A 19,269-nucleotide genomic window follows, 5' to 3' on the forward strand; every position below is an offset into this window, starting at 1 on the left:
ATGGGACTGACACGACGTGAAGCGTTGTCGAGCATAGCGGCGGTAGGCGGCGAAAAAGCCGTCAAGGATGCACTGGCGGCATTAGGTTTGGGGCCGTCGTCGCACCGCCGTCCGCAACCGTTGAAACTCAAAGAAGGCTTGGGGCAAGGCACCCGCGTGCTGGTGTTGGGCGCCGGGATCGCCGGTCTGGTCACCGCCTTGGAGCTGACCCGCGCCGGGTTTGACGTGCAAGTGCTGGAGGCGCGTGAGCGGGTCGGTGGGCGCACCTGGACCCTGCGCCATGGCGACCGCGTGGACTACAAGGATGGCCGCACGCAAACGGCGGCATTCGATCAAGGGCATTACTTCAACGCCGGCCCGGCCCGTATTCCCAGCCAGCACCGCACGATCCTCGACTATTGCAGTGAGCTTGGCGTGCCGTTGGAAGTGCTGGTCAACAGCAGCCATGGCGCCCAGGTAAGGCCCGATGTGCAAAAGCCGGCGTTCAGCGTTGGCCAGGCGATCAATGATGCGCGCGGGCACTTGTCCGGCCTGCTGGCCAAAGCCGTGCAGCGTGATGCCCTTGATGATGTGCTGAGTACTGAGGAACGCACGCGGTTGCTGGCGTTTTTGCAGGTGTACGGCGACCTGTCCCAAGAGTTGGCCTTTGAGGGCACGATTCGCTCGGGGCACCTTGAGTCTCCTGCCCATCCGGGCGCGTTGCCGGCCAGTCGCAGCCCGTTGTCGCTGGATCAACTGCTGCACCCGGAACTGTGGGGCGCATTGCTGCACACCGAGTTTCCGGAGTTTTCGGCGACCATGTTCCAACCAGTCGGCGGCATGGACCGCATCACCGACGCGTTCTATCAACGGGTGAGTGATCACGTGCAGTTGGGGGCCGTGGTGCGTCAGATCCGCCAATTGGAGGACGGCGTGGCGGTGACCTATCACGACCGGCACAGTGGCCGCGAACAGGTGGTGCGTGCCGATTACCTGATCTCGACGTTGCCGCTGCCGTTGCTGGCCAAACTCGATACCGACTTCAGTGACCCGATCAAAGCCGCGCTGCTCAGCACCCGCAGCGACCAGGCGACCAAAGTGGCGTGGCAATCCCCGCGCTTCTGGGAAACCGACTACCGCACCTATGGCGGGCTGTCGTGGATCGAACACCCCGCGCGCCTGTTGTGGTACCCGAGCAACGACCTCAATACCCGCGAAGGCCTGCTCGTAGCCGGCTATGTAACCGGCGAGGGCGCCGATGCGTTTGGCGCAAAACCCTTCACCGAGCAATACGCCACGTCCAGAGAAGCGGTTGAATTGCTGCACCCCGGTTTCTCCAAACACCTGCGTAACCCGCTGGCCGTGACCTGGGAACAGATCCCCTACAGCGAGGGCCCGTGGTTGCAACGCGAACACTTCCCGGCTGACGCAAGCAGCCTGCTCGAAGCCGGCCATGGCCGTGTGTACTTCGCCGGCGACGGCCTGGTGCAAAGCGGCGTGGGTATCTGGCAGGAATCGGCTGCCAACTCGGCGCGGCATGTGATCGCGCAACTGGCCGAACGGGTAACCCAACAACGACAGGTCGCGGCACTCGCCGCCTCTTAAGGAGACACACCATGAGCGACAGCATTCAACGTACCAGCGTCGGCGATTTTCCGATCTCGCAGACCGTCACCGTGCCGGCGTCCGCCAGCCTGATCTTTGTCAGCGGGACCTTGCCGGACCCTGCCGATCCTCAGGTGCCGGGGGTCTATGGAAACACCGAAGTACAGACGGTTTCGGTATTCAACAAACTGCGCAAGGTTCTTCAGCAGCAGGACCTGGATCTGGGCGATATCGTGCAATTGCGGGTGTTTTTGGTGGGGGCTGAAGAGACCGACGGCAAGCTGGATTTTGCCGGGTTGCAGCGTGGGTATACGCAGTTCTTCGGTACGCCGGAGCAGCCGAACAAACCGGCACGGACGGCGTTGCAAGTCGTCGCGCTGCCATTGCCCGGAGCGTTGGTTGAAGTCGAAGCCATCGCTGCCCGCACAGCCTGATTCACGCGGTTAAACGTGTGGAAGGGGGCTTGGCCCTTGATGAGGGCGTGTAAGTTGATGCCTCTTTGACTGACCCGCAACCATCGGGGGCAAGCCCCCTCCCACAGTGGGATCCGTTTTTTGCCAGTCAGTCCTCATGTCCGTTATGGAGAAATCCCTATGTCCACCTCACCCCGGCAACTCAAATTCGGTGCCATCCTCACCGGCGTCGGCACTGCGCAAAACGAATGGCTGCACCCACAAATCCCCGGCGATGCCAGTGTCGATATCGACTGGTACCGTGCCCAGGCGCAACAGGCAGAAGCGGCCAAATTCGATCTGGTCTTCATCGTCGACAGCCCCTACATCACACCGGATTCCGCGCCGCATTTCCTCAACCGTCTGGAGCCACTGACCCTGCTTTCGGCCATCGCCGGTGCGACGTCGAAGATCGGCCTGGTGGCTACGCTGACCACGTCCTACACCGAACCCTTCAACGTCGCCCGCCAGTTTGCCTCGCTGGACCTGATCAGCAGCGGCCGCGCCGGTTGGAACGTAGTCACCACCGGCCTGGAAGGCGCGGCCGGCAACTTTGGCCGTGAGCAGCATATTGATCACACCGAGCGCTACCGCCGCGCGGCCGAGCACCTGAACGTGGTGCAGGGGCTGTGGGATTCCTATGAAGACGACGCCTTCGTGCGCGACAAGGCCAGCGGCGTATTCCTCGACCCGCAACGCCAGCATCGCCTCGACCACCATGGCGAGTTTTTCTCAGTGACCGGCCCGTTGAACATCGCGCGTTCAGCCCAGGGCCAGCCGGTGATTTTCCAGGCGGGTATTTCCGAGTCCGGCCGCAGCCTGGCAGCGAATTACGCCGAAGGCATTTTTGCCGGCGTGGGCAATTTCGAAGACGCCCAGGCGTATTACAGCGACATCAAAAAACGGACTGCTGCCGCCGGACGTAACCCTGATCACGTGACCATCCTGCCGGGCATTTCGCCGATCATTGCCGACACCGACGAACAGGCCCAGGCCATCGACCGCGAGCGCAATGGCGAGCTGGACCTGGACAAAGCGCTGGTGCAACTGGGGCGGCCGTTCAACTACCACGACTTCAGCCAATACCCATTGGATGAACCCTTCCCGGAGCTGGGCGACCTGGGCAGCAACGGCTATCGCGGCCATGCCGAAAACATCAAGCAAGTCGCCCGTGATCAGGGCTTGACCCTGCGCCAGGCGGCGTTGCGTTTTGCCAAGCCGTTCTCCAGCTTTGTTGGCTCGCCCAAGACCGTGGCCGACGAGATCGAACGCTGGTTTGTCGAAGGTGCGGTGGATGGTTTCAACATCCACGTGGGCGCACCGGATGACTTCGCGCGGTTTACCGACCAGGTGCTGCCGTTGTTGCGTGAGCGTGGGTTATTTCGCAGTGAGTACAGCCACAGCACCTTGCGTGGGCATCTTGGGCTGCCGGTGCCGGTGAATCGGCACACGGCTGCGCGGAGCGAGGCGGCCTGAGGGTTACCACCATTTCCAGCGGCCCTGTTGTTTCAGGGTCGCGATGATGGCTTCGCGTTTGTGGCGTAGCTCTACCGACTTTTGCCGCAGTTCGCGGCAGCGGTTGCTGTTTAGGATCAGCAGACCGACAAGTGGGCCGAGTAGGGCCAGTGCGTAGAGATAGGTGTTGGGGCGCCACAGGATGGCGGGTAGGGATATCAGCAGGCAGAGGAGGTAGATCGCGACGTTTATCCATACCCAATGGATTCGGCCGTAGAGCACTTCGTATTTGGCCAGGGCGAAAACTGCGGCGACTACCATGCCGCCAATAAAGGATGCGTTAGTGGATGTATGAATAGGAAGTGCAGAAAAATAGGTCATTGCGACCAGCAGCGTTACCAACCCTATTGAAAAGCATCCTGCAATAAGGTCGGCGCCTATTATTGGCATGAAGCGTCTTAGGAGTTTGCGCGGATCTTCGATAAAGAGCTCTGAGTGATAGGTATCTTCTCCTGTCATCCCTTTCCCGTCGTTTATGCTTTTAAGGTTGTTCAGACTGTTGGTTTTTCTTCGCTTATTCACTCGGTCACCTCTTCGTATAGACCGATTGCGAGTGTCTTGACGTTTCCGTTCATTGCACTGCTGGTAAACCCCAATGTTGCTGCCAAGGTATCTCTTATATGGTTGGCGGTGGCTTGTTTCATTTCGGTTGCGCTAATGCGTTTGGACGCCCGACCTGCTGCCTGTTCCAACTTGAGTAGCTGAGTGGTGAGGCGTGGGTCGCGGATTCTGAGCAACTCGTTGTTCAGTTTTGCCCGCTCTTGTCGGGATAGACCGCTAAGGACTTGCCGCAGGTTTTTTCCTGTCACGCGCGTAGCAGTGTTAGCCGCTTTAACCGTTACAAGCGCCGAGCTTGTGACGCCGAGCAACGCCACACCATCCAGGACAGTCATTGCAGCGTCATACCATGCATTCAGCCACAGCACCTTGCGGGGGCATCTTGGGCTGCCGGTGCCGGTGAATCGGCACACGGCTGCGCGGAGCGAGGCGGCCTGAGGGTTACCACCATTTCCAGCGGCCCTGTTGTTTCAGGGTCGCGATGATGGCTTCACGTTTGTGGCGTAGCTCTACCGACTTTTGCCGCAGTTCGCGGCAGCGGTTGCTGTTGAGGATCAGCAGACCGACCAGGGGGGCGACGAGGGTCATAGAGTAGAGATAGGTGTTGGGGCTGTAGGCGATGGTGGGAAGGGATGCCAGCAGGCAGGTGAGGTAGATCGCGACGTTTATCCAGACCCAGCGGGGGCGGCCGTATAGCACCTGTAACTGGGAAATAGAAAACACCGCGCTTATTGCTAAGCCGATAAAGAACCAATTTCGTAACATCGTACCCTTAGGCGCTCCGGATAGATAAGTGCCCAATATCAGCACCCCGGTCATGGCAATTGAAAAACACCCGGCAAGCATCCAGCCGCCGATGACTGGCATATAGCGTTTGAGCAGTGGTCGTGGATCTTCTATATAAAAAATAGAGTAATAGAGATCTTTTCCAGTCATCGTTTTCCAGTCAGGAAAATTACTGCTACTACTGTCGTACCCTAACTTCTCGAGGGTTTTCAACGCTCTCCGTTTTTTCATTGTTTGAACTCCTCATAGAGGCCGATAGCGAGCGTCTTAACGTTCCCCGAGGCCATACTGCTTGAAAATCCAAGCGTTGCAGCCAATACATCTTTTATATGGTTGGAGGTGGCCTGTTGCATGTTTGTCGCACTGATGCGTTTGGTGGCGGTTCCAGCGGCTTGTTTCAGCTTGAGCAGTTTTGTGGTCAAGCGCGGGTCTTGGATTCTGAGCAGCTCGTTGTTGAGTTTTACTCGTTCTTGTCGGGTAAGCCCTCTTAACACTTGTTGAATGGGTTTTCCCGTGACTTTCGTACTTAAGCTGATAGTTTTTACCGCCGTTAGGGCGGATGTAGTCACCCCTAGTAGTGCAATGCCGTCCAGTACAGCGACTGTCGCTTGATACCAATCCTCGCCGTCGAGACGATCTATCGTTTGCGGGCTAAATGCTTCAACACCGGTTCTGCCTAATCCGATAAGACATTGCGCAGCACTCGCAGCCGCAGCTCCTGTGGCGACAAAGGAGATCACCGCACTGGCTCCCGCAGTGAATGGCATAAACATAAACCCACTCCAGATCACCACCCAGCTCAGCAGCGCCCCTGTACACGTCACGGCCGTAATGAGTGCCTCGCTCATCCATTCCGACTCTCGAGGCTCATGCTCCAACATCCGCTTGAACTCCACCGGCCCCACATACCTCGGCGCTTCCCGCAGCACCACTTTGATCGGCCGCACGCTGCAAATCGCCTGGAACTCTCGCAGTACCACCACGTTGAACTCCCCATCGATATACACCACCCCCGCACCAATCAACGCCGGGTCGGCGTCTATGGCGAAGAACAACCGCCGCAGGTCGAGGCTGCTTTCAATGCGTTGGCGTGTGGTGCGGTGGGCTGAGGGGAATCCATCCTTGAACAGAGCGGCCGTCATTCCTTAACTCCTTTTTTTGGGAGCTGAGAGAGTAAATACGCCGCAACTGGGATGAATGTCGGAAGCTTCGCCATTTACAGTCGGGTACGTCCTGAAGCGACGTTGACGTCTTGTATGCCCGCTCCTGATTGAGGAAAAGTGCGCGCCACGTCACTTCCGGCGGACCACAGGACAAGGAGCCAACATGGCAGTCGACATGTTTTTGAGACTGGGCGACATCAAGGGTGAATCGCAAGACTTGGCCCATCGTGACGAGATCGATATCACCAACTGGGGTTGGGGATTATCGCAAACGGGCTCGATGCATTCCGGCACGGGAGGCGGTTCGGGCAAGGCCGACTTCACCAACCTGAACCTGACCAAACCCCTGGATAAATCCAGCCCCAACCTGATGATGGCGTGCGCCACCGGCAAGCATTATCCCGAGGCCAAATTGGTGGTGCGCAAGGCCGGCGGAACCAGCCCGGTGGAGTATCTGGTGATTACCTTGAAGGAAGTCATGGTGTTGTACGACAGCATCACCTTGAGCTTCGCCACCGTGGATGGTTTCAACATCCACGTGGGCGCACCGGATGACTTCGCGCGGTTTACCGACCAGGTGCTGCCGTTGTTGCGTGAGCGTGGGTTATTTCGGCAGTGAGTACAGCCACAGCACCTTGCGTGGGCATCTTGGGCTGCCGGTGCCGGTGAATCGGCACACGGCTGCGCGGAGCGAGGCGGCCTGAGGGTTACCACCATTTCCAGCGGCCCTGTTGTTTCAGGGTCGCGATGATGGCTTCGCGTTTGTGGCGTAGCTCTACCGACTTTTGCCGCAGTTCGCGGCAGCGGTTGCTGTTGAGGATCAGCAGGCCGACAAGTGGGCCGAGTAGGGCCAGTGTGTAGAGATAGGTGTTGGGGCGCCACAGGACGGCGGGTAGGGATATCAGCAGGCAGAGGAGGTAGATCGCGACGTTTATCCATACCCAATGGATTCGGCCGTAGAGCACTTCGTATTTGGCCAGGGCGAAAACTGCGCCCAAGCCCGCGGCGCTGAAAAAGCATGTCTTGGCGACAAAATCTACGGGGTAAGTAGGCAAATACGTAAGCATCGCCAAGATCGTTGTCAACGCTATCGAGAAACACCCTGCCAATGCATCACCTCCAATCACGGGCATGAACCGTTTGAGGAGTTGCCAAGGATCCTCAATAAAGAGTGATGAGTAATATTGGTCTTTTATCTTCCGTTGTTGGCTCACTGGTTAACTTCCTCGTAGATGCCCAACGCCAGAGTTCTTACGTTTCCAGAGACTGTACTGCTGGTAAAGCCGAGCAAGGCCGCAGCTATATCCATTTTGTGCGCGGCAGTTGCACGCTGCATTTGAATAGCGCTGATACGTTTGGTCACGTTGCCAGAGGCTTTTTCCAGCTTGAGCAACTTGGTCGTCAGTCTTGGATCTCGGATTTTAAGCAGCTCATTGTTCAATTTTGTCCGTTCTTGCCGTGTCAGGCCTCTAAGCACTTGCCTAGCTGTTTTTCCGGTTACTTTTGTGGTCGTTGTGACGACTTTCACGGTGACGAATGCCGAGCTGGCAACACCCATCAAAGCAATACCGTCCAACACTGCTGTTGCGGCCTCATACCACGTCTCGTTATCCAAGTAGTCATTAACTTCCGGAAAGGCTAACTCTGATGCTGTACGTAAAGCGCCACCGATGCATTGAACTGTACTTGCAACGGCAGCAGCTTTACCGATAAACGAAATTATCGAGCTAGCCCCAGCTGTAAAAGGCATCAGCGCAGCCCCACTCGCAATGACCATCCAACTCAACACTACTCCGGTGCACGCAATTGCCGTATTTATAGCTTCCACCGCCAACCTCGACTCCCGAGGCTCATGCTCCAACATCCGCTTGAACTCCACCGGCCCCACATACCTCGGCGCTTCCCGCAGCACCACTTTGATCGGCCGCACGCTGCAAATCGCCTGGAACTCCCGCAGTACCACCACGTTGAAATCCCCATCGATATACACCACCCCCGCACCGATCAACGCCGGGTCGGCGTCTATGGCGAAGAACAACCGCCGCAGGTCGAGGCTGCTTTCAATGCGTTGGCGTGTAGTACGGTGGGCTGAGGGGAATCCATCCTTGAACAGAGCGGCCGTCATTCCTTAACTCCTTTTTTTGGGAGCTGAGAGAGTAAAGACGCGGCAATTGGGATGAATGTCGGAAGCTTCGCCATTTACAGTCGGGTACGTCCTGAAGCGATGTTGACGTCTTGTATGCCCGCTCCTGATTGAGGAAAAGTGCGCGCCACGTCACTTCCGGCGGACCACAGGACAAGGAGCCAACATGGCAGTCGACATGTTTTTGAAACTGGGCGACATCAAGGGTGAATCGCAAGACTTGGCCCATCGTGACGAGATCGATATCACCAACTGGGGGTGGGGATTATCGCAAACGGGCTCGATGCATTCCGGTACGGGAGGCGGTTCGGGCAAGGCCGACTTCACCAACCTGAACCTGACCAAACCCCTGGATAAATCCAGCCCCAACCTGATGATGGCGTGCGCCACCGGCAAGCATTATCCCGAGGCCAAATTGGTGGTGCGCAAGGCCGGCGGAACCAGCCCGGTGGAGTATCTGGTGATTACCTTGAAGGAAGTCATGGTGGTGTCGTACAGCACCCGCGCTGACACGGCCGATGATGTTTTGTACGACAGCATCGCCTTGAACTTCGCCACCGTCGACGTCAGCTACCAGCCGCAGAAGGCGGATGGCGCCAAGGACGGTGGGCCGGTGAAGTTTGGCTGGAATATTCGGCAGAACGTCAAAGTCTGATCCCTTGCCGCCAACCCGGTTGTCTACCCGCTCGACGGCAATGCGACGATGGCAGCGTTGGGCACCAAACAGCTCAACCGCCTGTTCCTCAGCCCCATGCCGCTGCGCATCGAACACAATGTGCCCACCTTCGACTGCATGCCGCAGGTGGGCGAGGGCGCCCAGCATGACCCACTGACCACGTGCCCAGCGGCGCCGCCTGTGCTTAGAGGATGTTCAACGGGTAGCTGACAATCACCCGATGCTCATCACTGTCCCGTTGGGTCGTCACTTCAGTGCGCAACGACGCGTGGCGCAGGGCAATGCTCAGGTTCTTCAACGGCCCCTGCTGGATCACGTAGCTCACCGTCAGGTTGCGCTCCCACTCGCTTTTATCCCCTGTGGGCGTACGGATGTTCGAGCCGCTTTCGTACATGCCCATAAAGCTCAGGCCTGGCACGCCGACCGAGGCGAAGTCATAGCCGTAACGCACCTGCCAGGTGGTTTCCCCGGCGCGCTGGAATTTGCCGATCATCGACTCGGTCATGAAGTAGGCCGTGGAACCGTCACCCTGGTTCAACCACACCGCATCGCTGTCGCCGCTGACCTGTTGCAGGCCGGCGGCAATCGTGTGGCCGTTGACCAGGTAGGTGAATTGGGCGCTGCTCAGGCGGCTGTCGACCTTGCCCTTGGTCACGCCGTCGCCGTAGTAGCCGAAGGTGTAGAACGCTGGGTCGTTGCCGTTGGCGCCGTCGGAGCGGTTGTCGAAGTGGCGCAGGTCGGTGCGCAGGGTGCCCGGGCCGATCTGCCAGTCGTACTTGAGGCCCAGGAAGTTCTGTTTGTAGAAGTCCTGCAGGTTGCCGTAGTAGTACTGCAAGGTCAGGTCTTTGGTCGGTTTGTAGTCGACGCCGCCGTAGTAGAACTTGTTGACGAACTCACCGGTACGCGCGTTGTTGGCGCCGGGAATCGACATGCCCATCTGGTCGCTTGAACCACGGCCCTTCACGTGTTCCAACTGGCCGAGGGTGAAGGTGAAATGGTCCAGGTCCTTGGACTGCACCTGCCCGCCATTGAAGGTCTGTTGCAACATGCGGTCGGTGGACATCACCACCGGCAGCATCGGCACCAGAGTGCCGTATTTCAGCTCGGTCTTGGCAAAGCGCGCCTTGGCCGTCAGCCCCAGGCTGCCGAACTCATCCACTGCGCGGCCATCGCTGTCGGTGGGGAACACGTTGCCGTTGAACGCGGTGCTTTGCGGGTTGTAGTGGCGCCCCTTGCCGGAGTCCAGACGCACACCGAACATGCCGATGGCGTCCATGCCGAAGCCCACGGTGCCTTGGGTGTAACCGGACTCGAAGTTGGCGATAAAACCCTGGCCCCATTCCTGGGTGTAGTTGGGGGCGGCGGCGCCGCTGCGGTTGTCGGCGTTGCTGAAGAAGTTGCGGGCCAGCACATTTAGCTTGCTGTCTTCCACCAGGCCTGCGGCGTAGCCCTGCTGGGCGATGATCAGGCCACAGAGGCCGGCGAGTACGGTTGGTGCGCGATTGAAAAGCTCCATTGGTGTCATCCCCATGTGTGATTGGTTTTTTGAGGGCAGTCAAAAGCGGCAGTGAAAGTTTTCTATTTTTTTTCAGGAGCGGGAGCAACGGTGGCCGGCACGACGTGCAGTCGCACCGGCGGTAAGCGGTACAGGATGAACAGGGCGAGCACGCCAATCCCCGCGCACAGCAGCAGGCCCACGCCCACCGACTGGGCCAGCGCATCGCGGGCCAGCTCCAGCCATGGCGTGGCGTCGAGATTGGCGTGCAACAGCACTTGTGGGTCGGCATACAGGGCAATGCCCTCGGCGTGGCCCGCCGCAAGAAACACCCGTTGCAGATGGGTGCTGTAGAGCAGGTTGACCAGCACGCCCATGCCGGCAGTGCCGAGCAAACCGCCCACCAGACGCAGGGATTGAGTGAGCGCGGTGGCGATGCCGAGGAACTGCCGTTCGGCCAGGGTCTGGGTGAATACCGTGAGGTTGAGCAGGATGAATCCCAGGCCCAACCCGGCCAGTAGAATCAAGCCAAGCAACTCATTGAACGACGCGCTTCGTCCGACCACTGCCAACCCCAGGCACGCCAGCAACAACGCGACAAAACCGGCCAGCGGCAACCAGTTTGGGTTGCGCAAACGGGTCACGATTCGGCTGTTGACGATGGCGCCGAGGGTGATGCTCAACGCCAGCGGTGTGATCAACACACCGGCGTCCTGAGGCGAATACCCGTAGGCGCCTTGCAGTAAGAGCGGCAGGTAAAACAGCAGCGAAAACATGATCGCCCCGGCGGCCACCGACAGCGTGAACAGCAGCTGCAGGCTCGGCAGGATGAACAGCGCGGCCGGCAACAGCGCATGCGGGCAACGCCGTTCCCAGTGCCACAACGCAATGATCGCCGCGATGCACCCCAGACCTAACGCCGCGCTGAGTGCGAGGCTCGAATGCCCCAGCCATTCCACAAACAATTGCAGACTGCCCAACGCCAGGGCGATCAACAGTGCGCCGGGCCAATCCAGACGAATGCTGCTGTGTTGTTGCGGGCGATACCACGGCAGGAAACGCCAGGCAATCAACAGCGCCAGGCAGCCCAACGGTAGGTTGATATAGAACACCGAGCGCCAGCCGAAGGCGCCGGTGAGATAGCCCCCCAGCCCCGGGCCGATGGCATTGACCACGCTGAACAGCGCACTCAACAGCATCTGCCAGCGCAGGCGCTGGCGGGTGTCGGGAAACAGTTCGGGGATACAGGCGAACGCGGTGCCGATCAACATGCCGCCGCCAATGCCCTGCAACGCACGGCCGATCACCAGCACCAGCATGTCGTTGGCCAGGGCGCAGGCCAGGGACGCCAGAGTGAAGATCAACGTGGCGGCCAGTACGAACGGCTTACGCCCGTAGTAATCCCCCAGCCGCCCGAAAATCGGGATGGTGACGATGGACGCCAACAGATAACCAGTGGCGACCCATGCATAGAGTTCAAAGCCGTTGAGCTCGGCCACGATGCTCGGCAAGGCGTTGCCGATCACGGTCTGGTCGAGCGCCGAGAGCATCAGCACCAACGAGATGCCAATCATCGCCAGCAAGGCTTGCTTGAAACTCAGGGGAGGGTGGGCCGCCGCGGTCATCGTCGATCCTCAGCGCAACGCGGCAACGGCAGCGGCAATGCGCGCGCAGCCTTGGTCGAGGGTGCTGATGTCGGTAGCAATCGACATGCGAAAGAACGGCGCCAGGCCATAGGCCGTGCCCGCCACTACCGCCACGCCCTGGCTTTCGAGCAGGTACATCACCACTTCGCTGTCGCTGTTGAGGGTTTTACCCTCGGCGGTTGTTTTACCTAGCAGACCGCCGCAGTTCACATACAGATAGAACGCGCCGTCCGGCTTGCGGCAGCTCAGGCCGGGGATTGCATTGAGCAGTTCAAGGCAACGGTCGCGTCGTTGCTGGTACACCTCGACGCTGTGTTTGACGAAGTGTTGGTCGCCGTTGAGCGCTTCCAATGCCGCCGCCTGACTGACTGAGCAGGCGTTACTGGTGGACTGGGATTGCAGGGTCGCCATGGCGCCGATCAGGTCGGCGGGGCCGGCGGCATAACCGATGCGCCAGCCGGTCATGGCGTAAGTCTTGGACACGCCGTTGACCACTAGGGTGCGGTCCTTCAAGGCCGGTTCAATGGCCAGGATGTGTGGGTTGTCCAGACCGTCGAAGCGGATGTGCTCGTAGATGTCATCGGTCATCAGCAGCACATGCGGATAGTCCAGCAGCACGTCGGCCAGGGCGCGCAGTTCGGCTTGGCTGTAGCTGGCGCCGGTGGGGTTGCTCGGTGAGTTGAGCAGCAGCCAGCGGGTGCGCTCGGTGATCGCTTCGCGCAACTGTGCTGGGGTCAGCTTGAACCCGTTGTGTTCCGGGCAGGCCAGGGTCACCGGCTCGCCTTCGCAGGCCAGGACCATGTCCGGGTACGACACCCAGTAGGGCGCAGGAATCAGCACTTCATCACCGGCGCCTAGGGTGGCGGCGAAGGCGTTGAAGATCGCGCTCTTGGCGCCGCTGGTCACCAGTACATGAGCGGCGGTGTAGCTCAGGCCGTTCTCGCGGGCCAGTTTATCGACGATGGCCTGGCGCAGTTCCGGGGTGCCGGCGTTTTGGGTGTAACGGGTTTCACCGCGCTCGATGGCCGCGCTGGCGGCTTGGCGGATGTGGGGGGGTGTATCGAAATCCGGTTCGCCCACTACCAGGTTGATGATGGACTGGCCTTGGCGACGCAGCTCGTTGGCGCGGTCGGACGCGGCGCTGCTGGGCGATGGTTTGATGCGTTGCACACGGGCGGCGATGCGGGAGGCGGTCACGGGCGTTCCTCGATGATGGCGTTGATGGCGTCACAGTACGAGGGCCGGGCGAGGGGGCCATAAGACGAGTTTGTTCTGGGTTGATAGGCAGTGCTTATGGTTGGGCTTGCACCAAGCAGGTGCGTCCAGGCCTGGCTGCTCCGAGCGGGTGCTTTGGGTGGGGGATCAGGAGCAACCATAGCAAAGCCTTATGGCTGGTTATGCGGGTGGCCTGTCTTTTGCAAACCTGCCAGGTGTACACAAAACCAAATGTGGGAGGGGGCTTGCTCCCGAAAGCAGTGTGCCAGTCACAGATGCATCCACTGACACTGCTATCGGGAACAAGCCCCCTCCCACATTTAAGGCATCACTTGTCCCTTGCATGAGCACCGCCATTTTGAACCTGCGTCGATTGAAGTATTTCGTAAAACTGGTCGACATCGGCAGCATGACCCAGGCCGCTGATGTGTTGCATGTGGCGCAACCGGCGTTGAGTCAGCAACTGGCAACCCTGGAAGCCGAGTTGCAACAACAATTGCTGATCCGCACCAAGCGCGGGGTGACGCCGACTGAGGCGGGCAAGGTGTTGTATGGCCATGCGCAAATTATCCTGCGCCAGTGCGAACAGGCTCAGAGCGATATCAATGCCACCGGCCATGCCTTGTCCGGGCAGGTGTCGGTGGGGCTGGCGCCGGGGACGGCGGCGTCGACGTTGTCGCTGCCGTTGCTGCGCACCGTGCGCGAACGTCACCCCGGCATTCTGCTGTACCTCAATGAAAACTTCGGCACCACGTTGAGCGAACTGATCATGAACGGCCGCATGGACATGGCCGTGCTTTACGGCGGGCGGGAGGTGCATGGTTTGAGTTTTGTCTCGCTGCTGCGCGAGCCGCTGTACCTGGTGAGTGCCGACCCGGCCATTGCCAGTCGCGAAGACATCCCGCTGGCCGAGTTGGCCGACATGGACATGCTGTTGCCGCGCCCCTACAACGTCATGCGTCGGATGGTGGACGAAGCCTTCCTGCGTATCGGCCTGGGTGTGCGAGTCGTGGCCGAGATTGAATCGTCCACCACGCTCACCGCCGCCGTGGCCGACCACTTCGGTTCGACCATCCTGCCTGAGTCGTCGGCGCGGGTCATGGCTGCGGACCCTTCGGTGCATATGTGCCGCATCGTCGAGCCCGAGGTGGAGGCGCCGTTGGCGTTGTGCCTGTCCGGGCATTTGCCGTTGTCCGTGCCGGCCCAGGCGGTCAAGGCGATTCTGCTGGAGCTGGTGGCGCAGATGCGTGGCAGCGCCGTGTGAGGCGTCATAAGGTCGGCTTATCACCCCAAAGCCAAAGCGTCTTGGCCGCGTTTCGAGGGGCTCGGTAGATTGGGCTCATCCACTCAAGACACGCTCGACAGGCAGGGGCCATACATGGATTCAGCACGTATCAAGGGGTTGATGGATTTGCTGGCCGAATCCGATCTGCTGGAACTGAGCCTCACCGAAGGCGACAGCACGCTGCGGCTGTTCAAGCAGGCGGGGCAGGGGACTACCAGCGTTGCACCCACCGTGGTCGCAGCCCCCAAAGCTGCACCGGCTGCCAGCGCCGTTGAAGTCAAAGCCAGCCTTTATGGCGTGCTGCACCTGACGCCCGCCGTCGGTGAGCCGCCTTTTGTGACCGTGGGGCAAAGCATCGAGGCCGGCCAGACCGTGGCGGTGATCGAGGCGATGAAGATGTTCCACCCGGTAAAGGCCAAGGTGGCGGGCCAGGTGGTTGAGATCCTGGTCGAGGCCGGGGTTGAAGTCGACGCCGGCCAGTCGCTGTTCCGGCTCGGTTGACCCTTACGCGTATTCGTTATTCAGGTGAATCCAATGTTCGACAAAGTGCTGATCGCCAACCGTGGCGAAATCGCCCTGCGCATTCAGCGTGCCTGCCATGGCCTGGGCATCAAGACCGTGGCGGTGTTTTCCGAAGCGGACCGTCACGCCCACTACGTGCAAAACGCTGACGAATCGCTGTGCATCGGTCCGGCCGCGCCGGGCATGAGCTACCTCAACCAGACGGCGTTGCTGTTCGCCGCCAAGGTCACTGGCGCCCAGGCGATCCACCCTGGCTACGGGTTCCTTTCGGAAAACGCCGGGTTTGCCGAGCGCATCGAAACCGCCGGCCTGACCTTTATCGGCCCGAGCGCAGCCTGCATCCGCACCATGGGCGACAAGGTGGCCGCCAAGCGTGCCATGCGTGAAGCCGGTGTGCCGTGCGTGCCGGGGCCTGATTCGACAATGCCTGCCGACGACGCCAGCATTCTCGCCATCGCTGCCGAGATCGGTTACCCAGTGATCGTCAAAGCCGCCGGTGGTGGCGGTGGTCGCGGCATGCGTGTGGTGCAGGCCGAAGCCGAGTTGCTCGCTGCCATCGCGCTCACCCGTGAAGAGGCGCGGTTGGCGTTCGGCAACCCGGAGCTGTATATCGAGAAATTCCTAGGCCACCCGCGGCATGTGGAAATCCAGGTGCTGTGTGATGCCCACGGCCATGCGATCTGGCTCGGCTGCCGCGACTGTTCCCTGCAACGCCGCCACCAGAAAGTGTTGGAAGAAGCGCCCGCACCGGGCATCGATCCCGCATTGATCGCCAAGGTCGGCGAACGCTGCGCCGAGGCCTGCCGCCAGATTGGCTATCGCGGTGTGGGCACGTTTGAGTTCTTGTACGAAGACGGCGAGTTCTTTTTCATCGAGATGAACACGCGTCTGCAAGTCGAACACCCGGTCACTGAAATGACCACCGGCATCGACATCGTGCAGCAGCAACTGCGCATGGCCCGCGGCGAAGTGTTGGGCTTGCGCCAGGAGGATGTGCAGTTGAACGGCCACTCCCTGGAGTGCCGGATCAACGCCGAAGACCCGATCACCTTTATGCCCACACCCGGCTTGATTCAGCGTTGGGAAGTGCCCGGCGGATTTGGCGTGCGGGTTGATTCCCATGTCACCACCGGCTACCGCGTCCCGCCGTACTACGACTCGATGGTGGCCAAGGTAATCACCCACGGCGCCACGCGGGAAGAGGCGTTAGCGCGGATGCGTCTGGCCCTGAGCGAAATGATCGTGGACGGCATCAGCACCAATATCCCGTTGCACCGAGACATTCTCGACGATCCGGCATTCTGCGCCGGCGGTGTCGACATTCATCACCTGGAGCGCTGGTTGCAGCAAAGGAGCCCGACATGAACACCGCACCTTCCATCAGCCTGCTGGGCTCCAGCGCGTTACTGTTCGAGGCGCCGGGCGAGCTCGACCTGGCCCCGCAGCAGCGTATCTGGCGCCTGGCCCTGCAAGCGGGCGAATGGCCGGAAATCCACGAAGCCGTGCCGGGCATGAACAACCTGATGCTGACGTTCCTCACGCCGCCCCGTGAACTCAACAGCGTGTGCCAGCGCCTGCTGGATGCCTGGGAACAGAGCCAACCGCTGCCCCTGGAAGGGCGAATTGTCGAGTTGCCGGTGGTGTACGGCGGCGAATTCGGCCCGCACATGGCAGACGTGATCGCCCACACCGGGCTGGATATCGAGACCATTGCCAACCTGCATTGCGAGCCGCTGTACCCGGTGTACGCCCTGGGCAGCCACCCCGGTTACTGCTACCTCGGTGGCATGGACCCACGCCTGGCCACGCCCCGTCGCCAGGTGCCGGTGCTGAATATCGGTGCGGGCTCGGTGTCCATCGGCGGCGTGCAGACGGGCGTCTCCGCCTCGGCCGGCCCCAGCGGCTGGAACACCATCGGCCGCACCGAGATGGCATTTTTCGACCCCGCCCAAACCCCGCCTGCCATCTTGCGGCCGGGTGATTTCCTGCGCTTGCGCATCGAGAGGATCATTCGATGATCGAGATTCTATCGGCCACCGCCCTGGCCACCGTGCAGGACCTCGGTCGTTTCGGCAGCCTGGGTTACGGCGTAGGTACCTCTGGCGCCATGGACCATCTGGCCCTGGCCTTGGGCAACTTGCTGCTGGGCAATCCCGAAGACGCCGCTGCGATTGAAATCCCGCTGTTTGCGTTTGAAGTTCGCCTGCTGCAGGACTGCGCCTTTGCCCTGACCGGCGCCGCCTGCGACGCCACGCTGGACGGCCAGCCGTTGCCGCCGAACTGGGTTTGCCAAGGGCGAGAGGGTCAAGTGTTGAGCCTGGGGTATCCGACGTCTGGCAGCCGCGCTTATCTGTGTTTGGCGGGGGGCGTGGACGTGCCGTCGGTGCTGGGGTCACGCAGCACGCAATTGCGTGGCGAGTTCGGTGGTTTGGACGGCCGAGCGTTGCAGCAGGGCGATCGACTCGCTGCCTTGCGACCAGGCCTCAGCACCTTGGCGCTGGACTTCGGCGTTTTGGCGCCCAGTCTCTCGCTGCCGTTACAGGTAGACGGCGTGCCCGCGATGCGCGTGCTGCCCGCCGCTGAATACGAGCGCTTCCAGGAAACCTCCCGCGCCGCGTTCTGGGCCGGCGAGTGGAAGATCACCACCCAGAGCAATCGCTATGGCTACCGCATGGAAGGTGAACCGCTGCTGCCCATCGCACCGATGGAAATTCGCTCCCACGGCATCGTGCCCGGCGTGATCCAGGTGCCCCATGGCGGTCAGCCGATCATCCAGATGCGCGACGCGCAGCCCAGCGGCGGCTACCCCAAGTTCGGCAGCGTGATCGAGGCTGACCTATGGCGTTTGGGGCAGGCGCCGATCGGCAGCAAAGTGCGCTTTATCGAGTGCAGTTATGAAGAGGCCGTCGATGCCTTAGAAACCAATCGACGTTACCTGCGTGAAGTCAGCCGTCTGGTGGAGCTGCACCGTCAAGGAGTGAAAGCATGACGCTTGAAGAGATTCGCCAACTGGCGCTGTGGCTCAAGGAACACCACTTGGCTGGCGCAGAGGTGAGCAGGCCTGGCGTGCACCTGACCCTCAAGCGCGGTGCGCCTGCCGTCAGTGTGGTCACGCCAGTCGCGGCTGCGACAGTGGATGACAAGGTGCTGCGCACCACCGGCCTGGGTCGTCTACTGCTGACTCATCCGCAACAAAACCAGCCGTTCGTGGCTGTGGGCGATCAGCTTAGCGCCGGTCAACTGGTGGCCGTGCTGCAAGTGGGTGACCTGTTGCTGCCTCAGCGCAGCCCGAAAGCCGCCAAGGTCGTGGATATACGCGTGCCGTGCGGCACCACCGTCGGCTACGGCGAAGCCTTTCTGGGCCTGGAGTACCCGGTATGAAGATCGATTTGAATGCCGACCTCGGCGAAGGCTTCGGCCCGTGGCGCATGGGCGAGGACGAAGCACTGATGAGCCTGATTTCCTCGGCCAACGTCGCCTGCGGTTATCACGCCGGCGACCCATTGATCATGGACACCACCGTACGCCTGGCGAAAGCCGGTGGCATCGACCTGGGCGCGCATGTGGGCTTCCCGGATTTGATGGGCTTCGGTCGTCGACAGATGAACATCGAGATCAAGGAACTGGCCACCTATGTGATCTACCAGCTCGGTGCGCTGGCCGGGATGGCGGCTGTGAATGGCCATCGCATGACCCATATGAGCTTCCACGGCGCCCTGGGCAATATGGCCGCCGCCGATGCGGCGCTGGCCGAGCCGTTGGTGCGGGCGGTGGCGGCGTTCGACCCCACGCTGATCATCAGCTCTTCCAGCAGCCGCGCCATCGAAGGCGCGGCCGAAAAATGTGGTCTGCGCGTTGCCACGACGTTCCTCGCCGACCGCGCCTATGACGATGACTGCCTGCTGGTGCCACGCAAGGTCGAGGGCTCGGTGATCAAGGAGCCTGCGGCAGTCTTGCAACGGGTGCGGCAGTTGCTGGAGGAGGGCACCGTGACCGCCCTGAGCGGCAAGGTGCTGCGGGTGCCGGCCCACTCGATCCTGCTGCACGGCGACACCCCTGGCGCGGTCGACCTGGCGCGCACCATTCGCCAGGAAATCGAGCAATTGGGCGGGCGGATTACCCCGATTTCCCAGCTGCTGGCGGCGTCATAAGCAGGCCTTATCGCCACACAATCATCGCGTCTTGGTCCAGCGCCTGAAGGCTGGATAGAGTCGAACCATAACCCGCGA

Annotated in this window: 22 protein-coding genes; 13 read left to right on the forward strand and 9 right to left on the reverse strand. The window is 60.7% G+C overall.

The features are described from left to right. The 3 genes from ACVWXD_RS05730 to ACVWXD_RS05740 all read left to right on the forward strand — a co-directional run bounded on the left by ACVWXD_RS05730 (nucleotide 1) and on the right by ACVWXD_RS05740 (nucleotide 3,512). Nucleotides 1-1,584 (forward strand): flavin monoamine oxidase family protein, encoded by a 1,584-nt coding sequence (locus ACVWXD_RS05730; RefSeq protein ID WP_401380184.1) that lies wholly within the window; start codon nucleotides 1-3, stop codon nucleotides 1,582-1,584. A gap of 11 nt (nucleotides 1,585-1,595) precedes the next feature. Further along, nucleotides 1,596-2,018: a RidA family protein gene (locus tag ACVWXD_RS05735; protein ID WP_260368155.1), complete on the forward strand. Its 423-nt coding sequence runs from the start codon at nucleotides 1,596-1,598 to the stop codon at nucleotides 2,016-2,018. A gap of 159 nt (nucleotides 2,019-2,177) precedes the next feature. Continuing rightward, a complete protein-coding gene (locus ACVWXD_RS05740) occupies nucleotides 2,178-3,512 on the forward strand; it encodes an LLM class flavin-dependent oxidoreductase (protein ID WP_260368156.1) in 1,335 nt (444 codons plus the stop codon). 3 nt (nucleotides 3,513-3,515) lie between these two features. Here ACVWXD_RS05740 and ACVWXD_RS05745 read toward each other — a convergent pair whose 3' ends face one another. The 4 genes from ACVWXD_RS05745 to ACVWXD_RS05760 form a co-directional block, all read right to left on the reverse strand. Beyond that, nucleotides 3,516-4,073: a hypothetical protein gene (locus tag ACVWXD_RS05745; RefSeq protein ID WP_457370765.1), complete on the reverse strand. Its 558-nt coding sequence runs from the start codon at nucleotides 4,071-4,073 to the stop codon at nucleotides 3,516-3,518. Continuing rightward, complete coding sequence (locus ACVWXD_RS05750) at nucleotides 4,070-4,444, reverse strand: hypothetical protein (RefSeq protein WP_457370766.1); 375 nt, start codon at nucleotides 4,442-4,444, stop codon at nucleotides 4,070-4,072. The genes ACVWXD_RS05745 and ACVWXD_RS05750 overlap by 4 nt, the downstream gene beginning before the upstream one ends. A gap of 106 nt (nucleotides 4,445-4,550) precedes the next feature. Then, nucleotides 4,551-5,126 (reverse strand): hypothetical protein, encoded by a 576-nt coding sequence (locus ACVWXD_RS05755; protein WP_457370767.1) that lies wholly within the window; start codon nucleotides 5,124-5,126, stop codon nucleotides 4,551-4,553. Beyond that, nucleotides 5,123-6,037, reverse strand: a complete 915-nt coding sequence (locus ACVWXD_RS05760; protein ID WP_457370768.1) for an NAD synthetase — start codon at nucleotides 6,035-6,037, stop codon at nucleotides 5,123-5,125. Before ACVWXD_RS05760 ends, ACVWXD_RS05755 begins: the two co-directional genes overlap by 4 nt. A 184-nt stretch (nucleotides 6,038-6,221) precedes the next feature. Here ACVWXD_RS05760 and ACVWXD_RS05765 point away from each other — a divergent pair, with 184 nt between their 5' ends. Continuing rightward, nucleotides 6,222-6,677, forward strand: coding sequence for a type VI secretion system tube protein Hcp (locus tag ACVWXD_RS05765; RefSeq protein WP_457370769.1), 456 nt, complete (start codon nucleotides 6,222-6,224; stop codon nucleotides 6,675-6,677). Between the two features lie 88 nt (nucleotides 6,678-6,765). Here the strand turns inward: ACVWXD_RS05765 and ACVWXD_RS05770 are convergent, their stop codons facing one another. Continuing rightward, a complete protein-coding gene (locus tag ACVWXD_RS05770; protein WP_260368159.1) occupies nucleotides 6,766-7,272 on the reverse strand; it encodes a hypothetical protein in 507 nt (168 codons plus the stop codon). Further along, entirely contained in the window at nucleotides 7,269-8,183 is a 915-nt protein-coding gene (locus tag ACVWXD_RS05775; protein WP_122752863.1) for an NAD synthetase, read from the reverse strand. The genes ACVWXD_RS05770 and ACVWXD_RS05775 overlap by 4 nt, the downstream gene beginning before the upstream one ends. Before the next feature lie 184 nt (nucleotides 8,184-8,367). On the opposite strand from ACVWXD_RS05775, the gene ACVWXD_RS05780 reads away from it, so the two are divergent. Further along, complete coding sequence (locus ACVWXD_RS05780) at nucleotides 8,368-8,856, forward strand: Hcp family type VI secretion system effector (protein ID WP_032887259.1); 489 nt, start codon at nucleotides 8,368-8,370, stop codon at nucleotides 8,854-8,856. Between the two features lie 48 nt (nucleotides 8,857-8,904). After that, on the forward strand, nucleotides 8,905-9,087 hold the full coding sequence (locus ACVWXD_RS05785; protein ID WP_401380181.1) for a hypothetical protein: 183 nt from the start codon (nucleotides 8,905-8,907) through the stop codon (nucleotides 9,085-9,087). Here ACVWXD_RS05785 and ACVWXD_RS05790 read toward each other — a convergent pair. From ACVWXD_RS05790 to ACVWXD_RS05800, 3 genes are all read right to left on the reverse strand, one after another. Continuing rightward, a complete protein-coding gene (locus tag ACVWXD_RS05790; protein ID WP_457370770.1) occupies nucleotides 9,062-10,393 on the reverse strand; it encodes an OprD family porin in 1,332 nt (443 codons plus the stop codon). The genes ACVWXD_RS05785 and ACVWXD_RS05790 overlap by 26 nt on opposite strands. 62 nt (nucleotides 10,394-10,455) lie before the next feature. Next, nucleotides 10,456-11,997, reverse strand: a complete 1,542-nt coding sequence (locus tag ACVWXD_RS05795; protein ID WP_457370771.1) for an MFS transporter — start codon at nucleotides 11,995-11,997, stop codon at nucleotides 10,456-10,458. A 9-nt stretch (nucleotides 11,998-12,006) separates the two neighbouring features. Continuing rightward, nucleotides 12,007-13,215 carry an aspartate transaminase gene (locus ACVWXD_RS05800; protein ID WP_457370772.1) on the reverse strand — a complete coding sequence of 403 codons (1,209 nt, stop codon included), beginning with the start codon at nucleotides 13,213-13,215 and terminating at the stop codon, nucleotides 12,007-12,009. Nucleotides 13,216-13,591: 376 nt separating this feature from the next. Here ACVWXD_RS05800 and nac point away from each other — a divergent pair, with 376 nt between their 5' ends. The 7 genes from nac to ACVWXD_RS05835 all read left to right on the forward strand — a co-directional run bounded on the left by nac (nucleotide 13,592) and on the right by ACVWXD_RS05835 (nucleotide 19,191). Then, a complete protein-coding gene (gene nac, locus ACVWXD_RS05805) occupies nucleotides 13,592-14,497 on the forward strand; it encodes a nitrogen assimilation transcriptional regulator NAC (protein ID WP_032887298.1) in 906 nt (301 codons plus the stop codon). A 114-nt stretch (nucleotides 14,498-14,611) separates the two neighbouring features. After that, a complete protein-coding gene (locus ACVWXD_RS05810) occupies nucleotides 14,612-15,019 on the forward strand; it encodes an acetyl-CoA carboxylase biotin carboxyl carrier protein (protein WP_032887263.1) in 408 nt (135 codons plus the stop codon). Nucleotides 15,020-15,052: 33 nt separating this feature from the next. Then, nucleotides 15,053-16,405, forward strand: a complete 1,353-nt coding sequence (gene accC / locus ACVWXD_RS05815; RefSeq protein ID WP_260368161.1) for an acetyl-CoA carboxylase biotin carboxylase subunit — start codon at nucleotides 15,053-15,055, stop codon at nucleotides 16,403-16,405. After that, the gene (gene pxpB, locus ACVWXD_RS05820) at nucleotides 16,402-17,058 is read left to right on the forward strand and encodes a 5-oxoprolinase subunit PxpB (RefSeq protein WP_442117475.1); all 657 of its coding nucleotides are present in this window, start codon (nucleotides 16,402-16,404) and stop codon (nucleotides 17,056-17,058) included. The genes accC and pxpB overlap by 4 nt, the downstream gene beginning before the upstream one ends. Next, nucleotides 17,055-18,029: a 5-oxoprolinase subunit C family protein gene (locus tag ACVWXD_RS05825; RefSeq protein WP_286819096.1), complete on the forward strand. Its 975-nt coding sequence runs from the start codon at nucleotides 17,055-17,057 to the stop codon at nucleotides 18,027-18,029. The genes pxpB and ACVWXD_RS05825 overlap by 4 nt, the downstream gene beginning before the upstream one ends. After that, the gene (locus ACVWXD_RS05830; RefSeq protein WP_457370773.1) at nucleotides 18,026-18,421 is read left to right on the forward strand and encodes a biotin/lipoyl-containing protein; all 396 of its coding nucleotides are present in this window, start codon (nucleotides 18,026-18,028) and stop codon (nucleotides 18,419-18,421) included. Before ACVWXD_RS05825 ends, ACVWXD_RS05830 begins: the two co-directional genes overlap by 4 nt. Beyond that, nucleotides 18,418-19,191, forward strand: a complete 774-nt coding sequence (locus ACVWXD_RS05835; protein ID WP_032887268.1) for a LamB/YcsF family protein — start codon at nucleotides 18,418-18,420, stop codon at nucleotides 19,189-19,191. Before ACVWXD_RS05830 ends, ACVWXD_RS05835 begins: the two co-directional genes overlap by 4 nt. The last annotated feature ends 78 nt before the right edge of the window (nucleotides 19,192-19,269 follow it).

It is taken from the genome of Pseudomonas sp. TE3911, assembly GCF_054062775.1.

Bases quoted from the DNA above. Each gene is read 5' to 3' on its own strand.
- ACVWXD_RS05730 (WP_401380184.1), top strand. From the start codon at position 1: ATGGGACTGACACGACGTGAAGCGTTGTCGAGCATAGCGGCGGTAGGC.
- ACVWXD_RS05830 (WP_457370773.1), top strand. From the start codon at position 18,026: ATGACGCTTGAAGAGATTCGCCAACTGGCGCTGTGGCTCAAGGAACAC.
- ACVWXD_RS05780 (WP_032887259.1), top strand. From the start codon at position 8,368: ATGGCAGTCGACATGTTTTTGAAACTGGGCGACATCAAGGGTGAATCG.
- ACVWXD_RS05765 (WP_457370769.1), top strand. From the start codon at position 6,222: ATGGCAGTCGACATGTTTTTGAGACTGGGCGACATCAAGGGTGAATCG.
- ACVWXD_RS05735 (WP_260368155.1), top strand. From the start codon at position 1,596: ATGAGCGACAGCATTCAACGTACCAGCGTCGGCGATTTTCCGATCTCG.
- pxpB (WP_442117475.1), top strand. From the start codon at position 16,402: ATGAACACCGCACCTTCCATCAGCCTGCTGGGCTCCAGCGCGTTACTG.
- ACVWXD_RS05740 (WP_260368156.1), top strand. From the start codon at position 2,178: ATGTCCACCTCACCCCGGCAACTCAAATTCGGTGCCATCCTCACCGGC.
- ACVWXD_RS05790 (WP_457370770.1), bottom strand. From the start codon at position 10,393: ATGGAGCTTTTCAATCGCGCACCAACCGTACTCGCCGGCCTCTGTGGC.
- accC (WP_260368161.1), top strand. From the start codon at position 15,053: ATGTTCGACAAAGTGCTGATCGCCAACCGTGGCGAAATCGCCCTGCGC.
- ACVWXD_RS05825 (WP_286819096.1), top strand. From the start codon at position 17,055: ATGATCGAGATTCTATCGGCCACCGCCCTGGCCACCGTGCAGGACCTC.
- ACVWXD_RS05785 (WP_401380181.1), top strand. From the start codon at position 8,905: ATGGCAGCGTTGGGCACCAAACAGCTCAACCGCCTGTTCCTCAGCCCC.
- ACVWXD_RS05795 (WP_457370771.1), bottom strand. From the start codon at position 11,997: ATGACCGCGGCGGCCCACCCTCCCCTGAGTTTCAAGCAAGCCTTGCTG.
- ACVWXD_RS05750 (WP_457370766.1), bottom strand. From the start codon at position 4,444: ATGACTGTCCTGGATGGTGTGGCGTTGCTCGGCGTCACAAGCTCGGCG.
- ACVWXD_RS05810 (WP_032887263.1), top strand. From the start codon at position 14,612: ATGGATTCAGCACGTATCAAGGGGTTGATGGATTTGCTGGCCGAATCC.
- ACVWXD_RS05775 (WP_122752863.1), bottom strand. From the start codon at position 8,183: ATGACGGCCGCTCTGTTCAAGGATGGATTCCCCTCAGCCCACCGTACT.
- ACVWXD_RS05835 (WP_032887268.1), top strand. From the start codon at position 18,418: ATGAAGATCGATTTGAATGCCGACCTCGGCGAAGGCTTCGGCCCGTGG.
- ACVWXD_RS05760 (WP_457370768.1), bottom strand. From the start codon at position 6,037: ATGACGGCCGCTCTGTTCAAGGATGGATTCCCCTCAGCCCACCGCACC.
- ACVWXD_RS05755 (WP_457370767.1), bottom strand. From the start codon at position 5,126: ATGAAAAAACGGAGAGCGTTGAAAACCCTCGAGAAGTTAGGGTACGAC.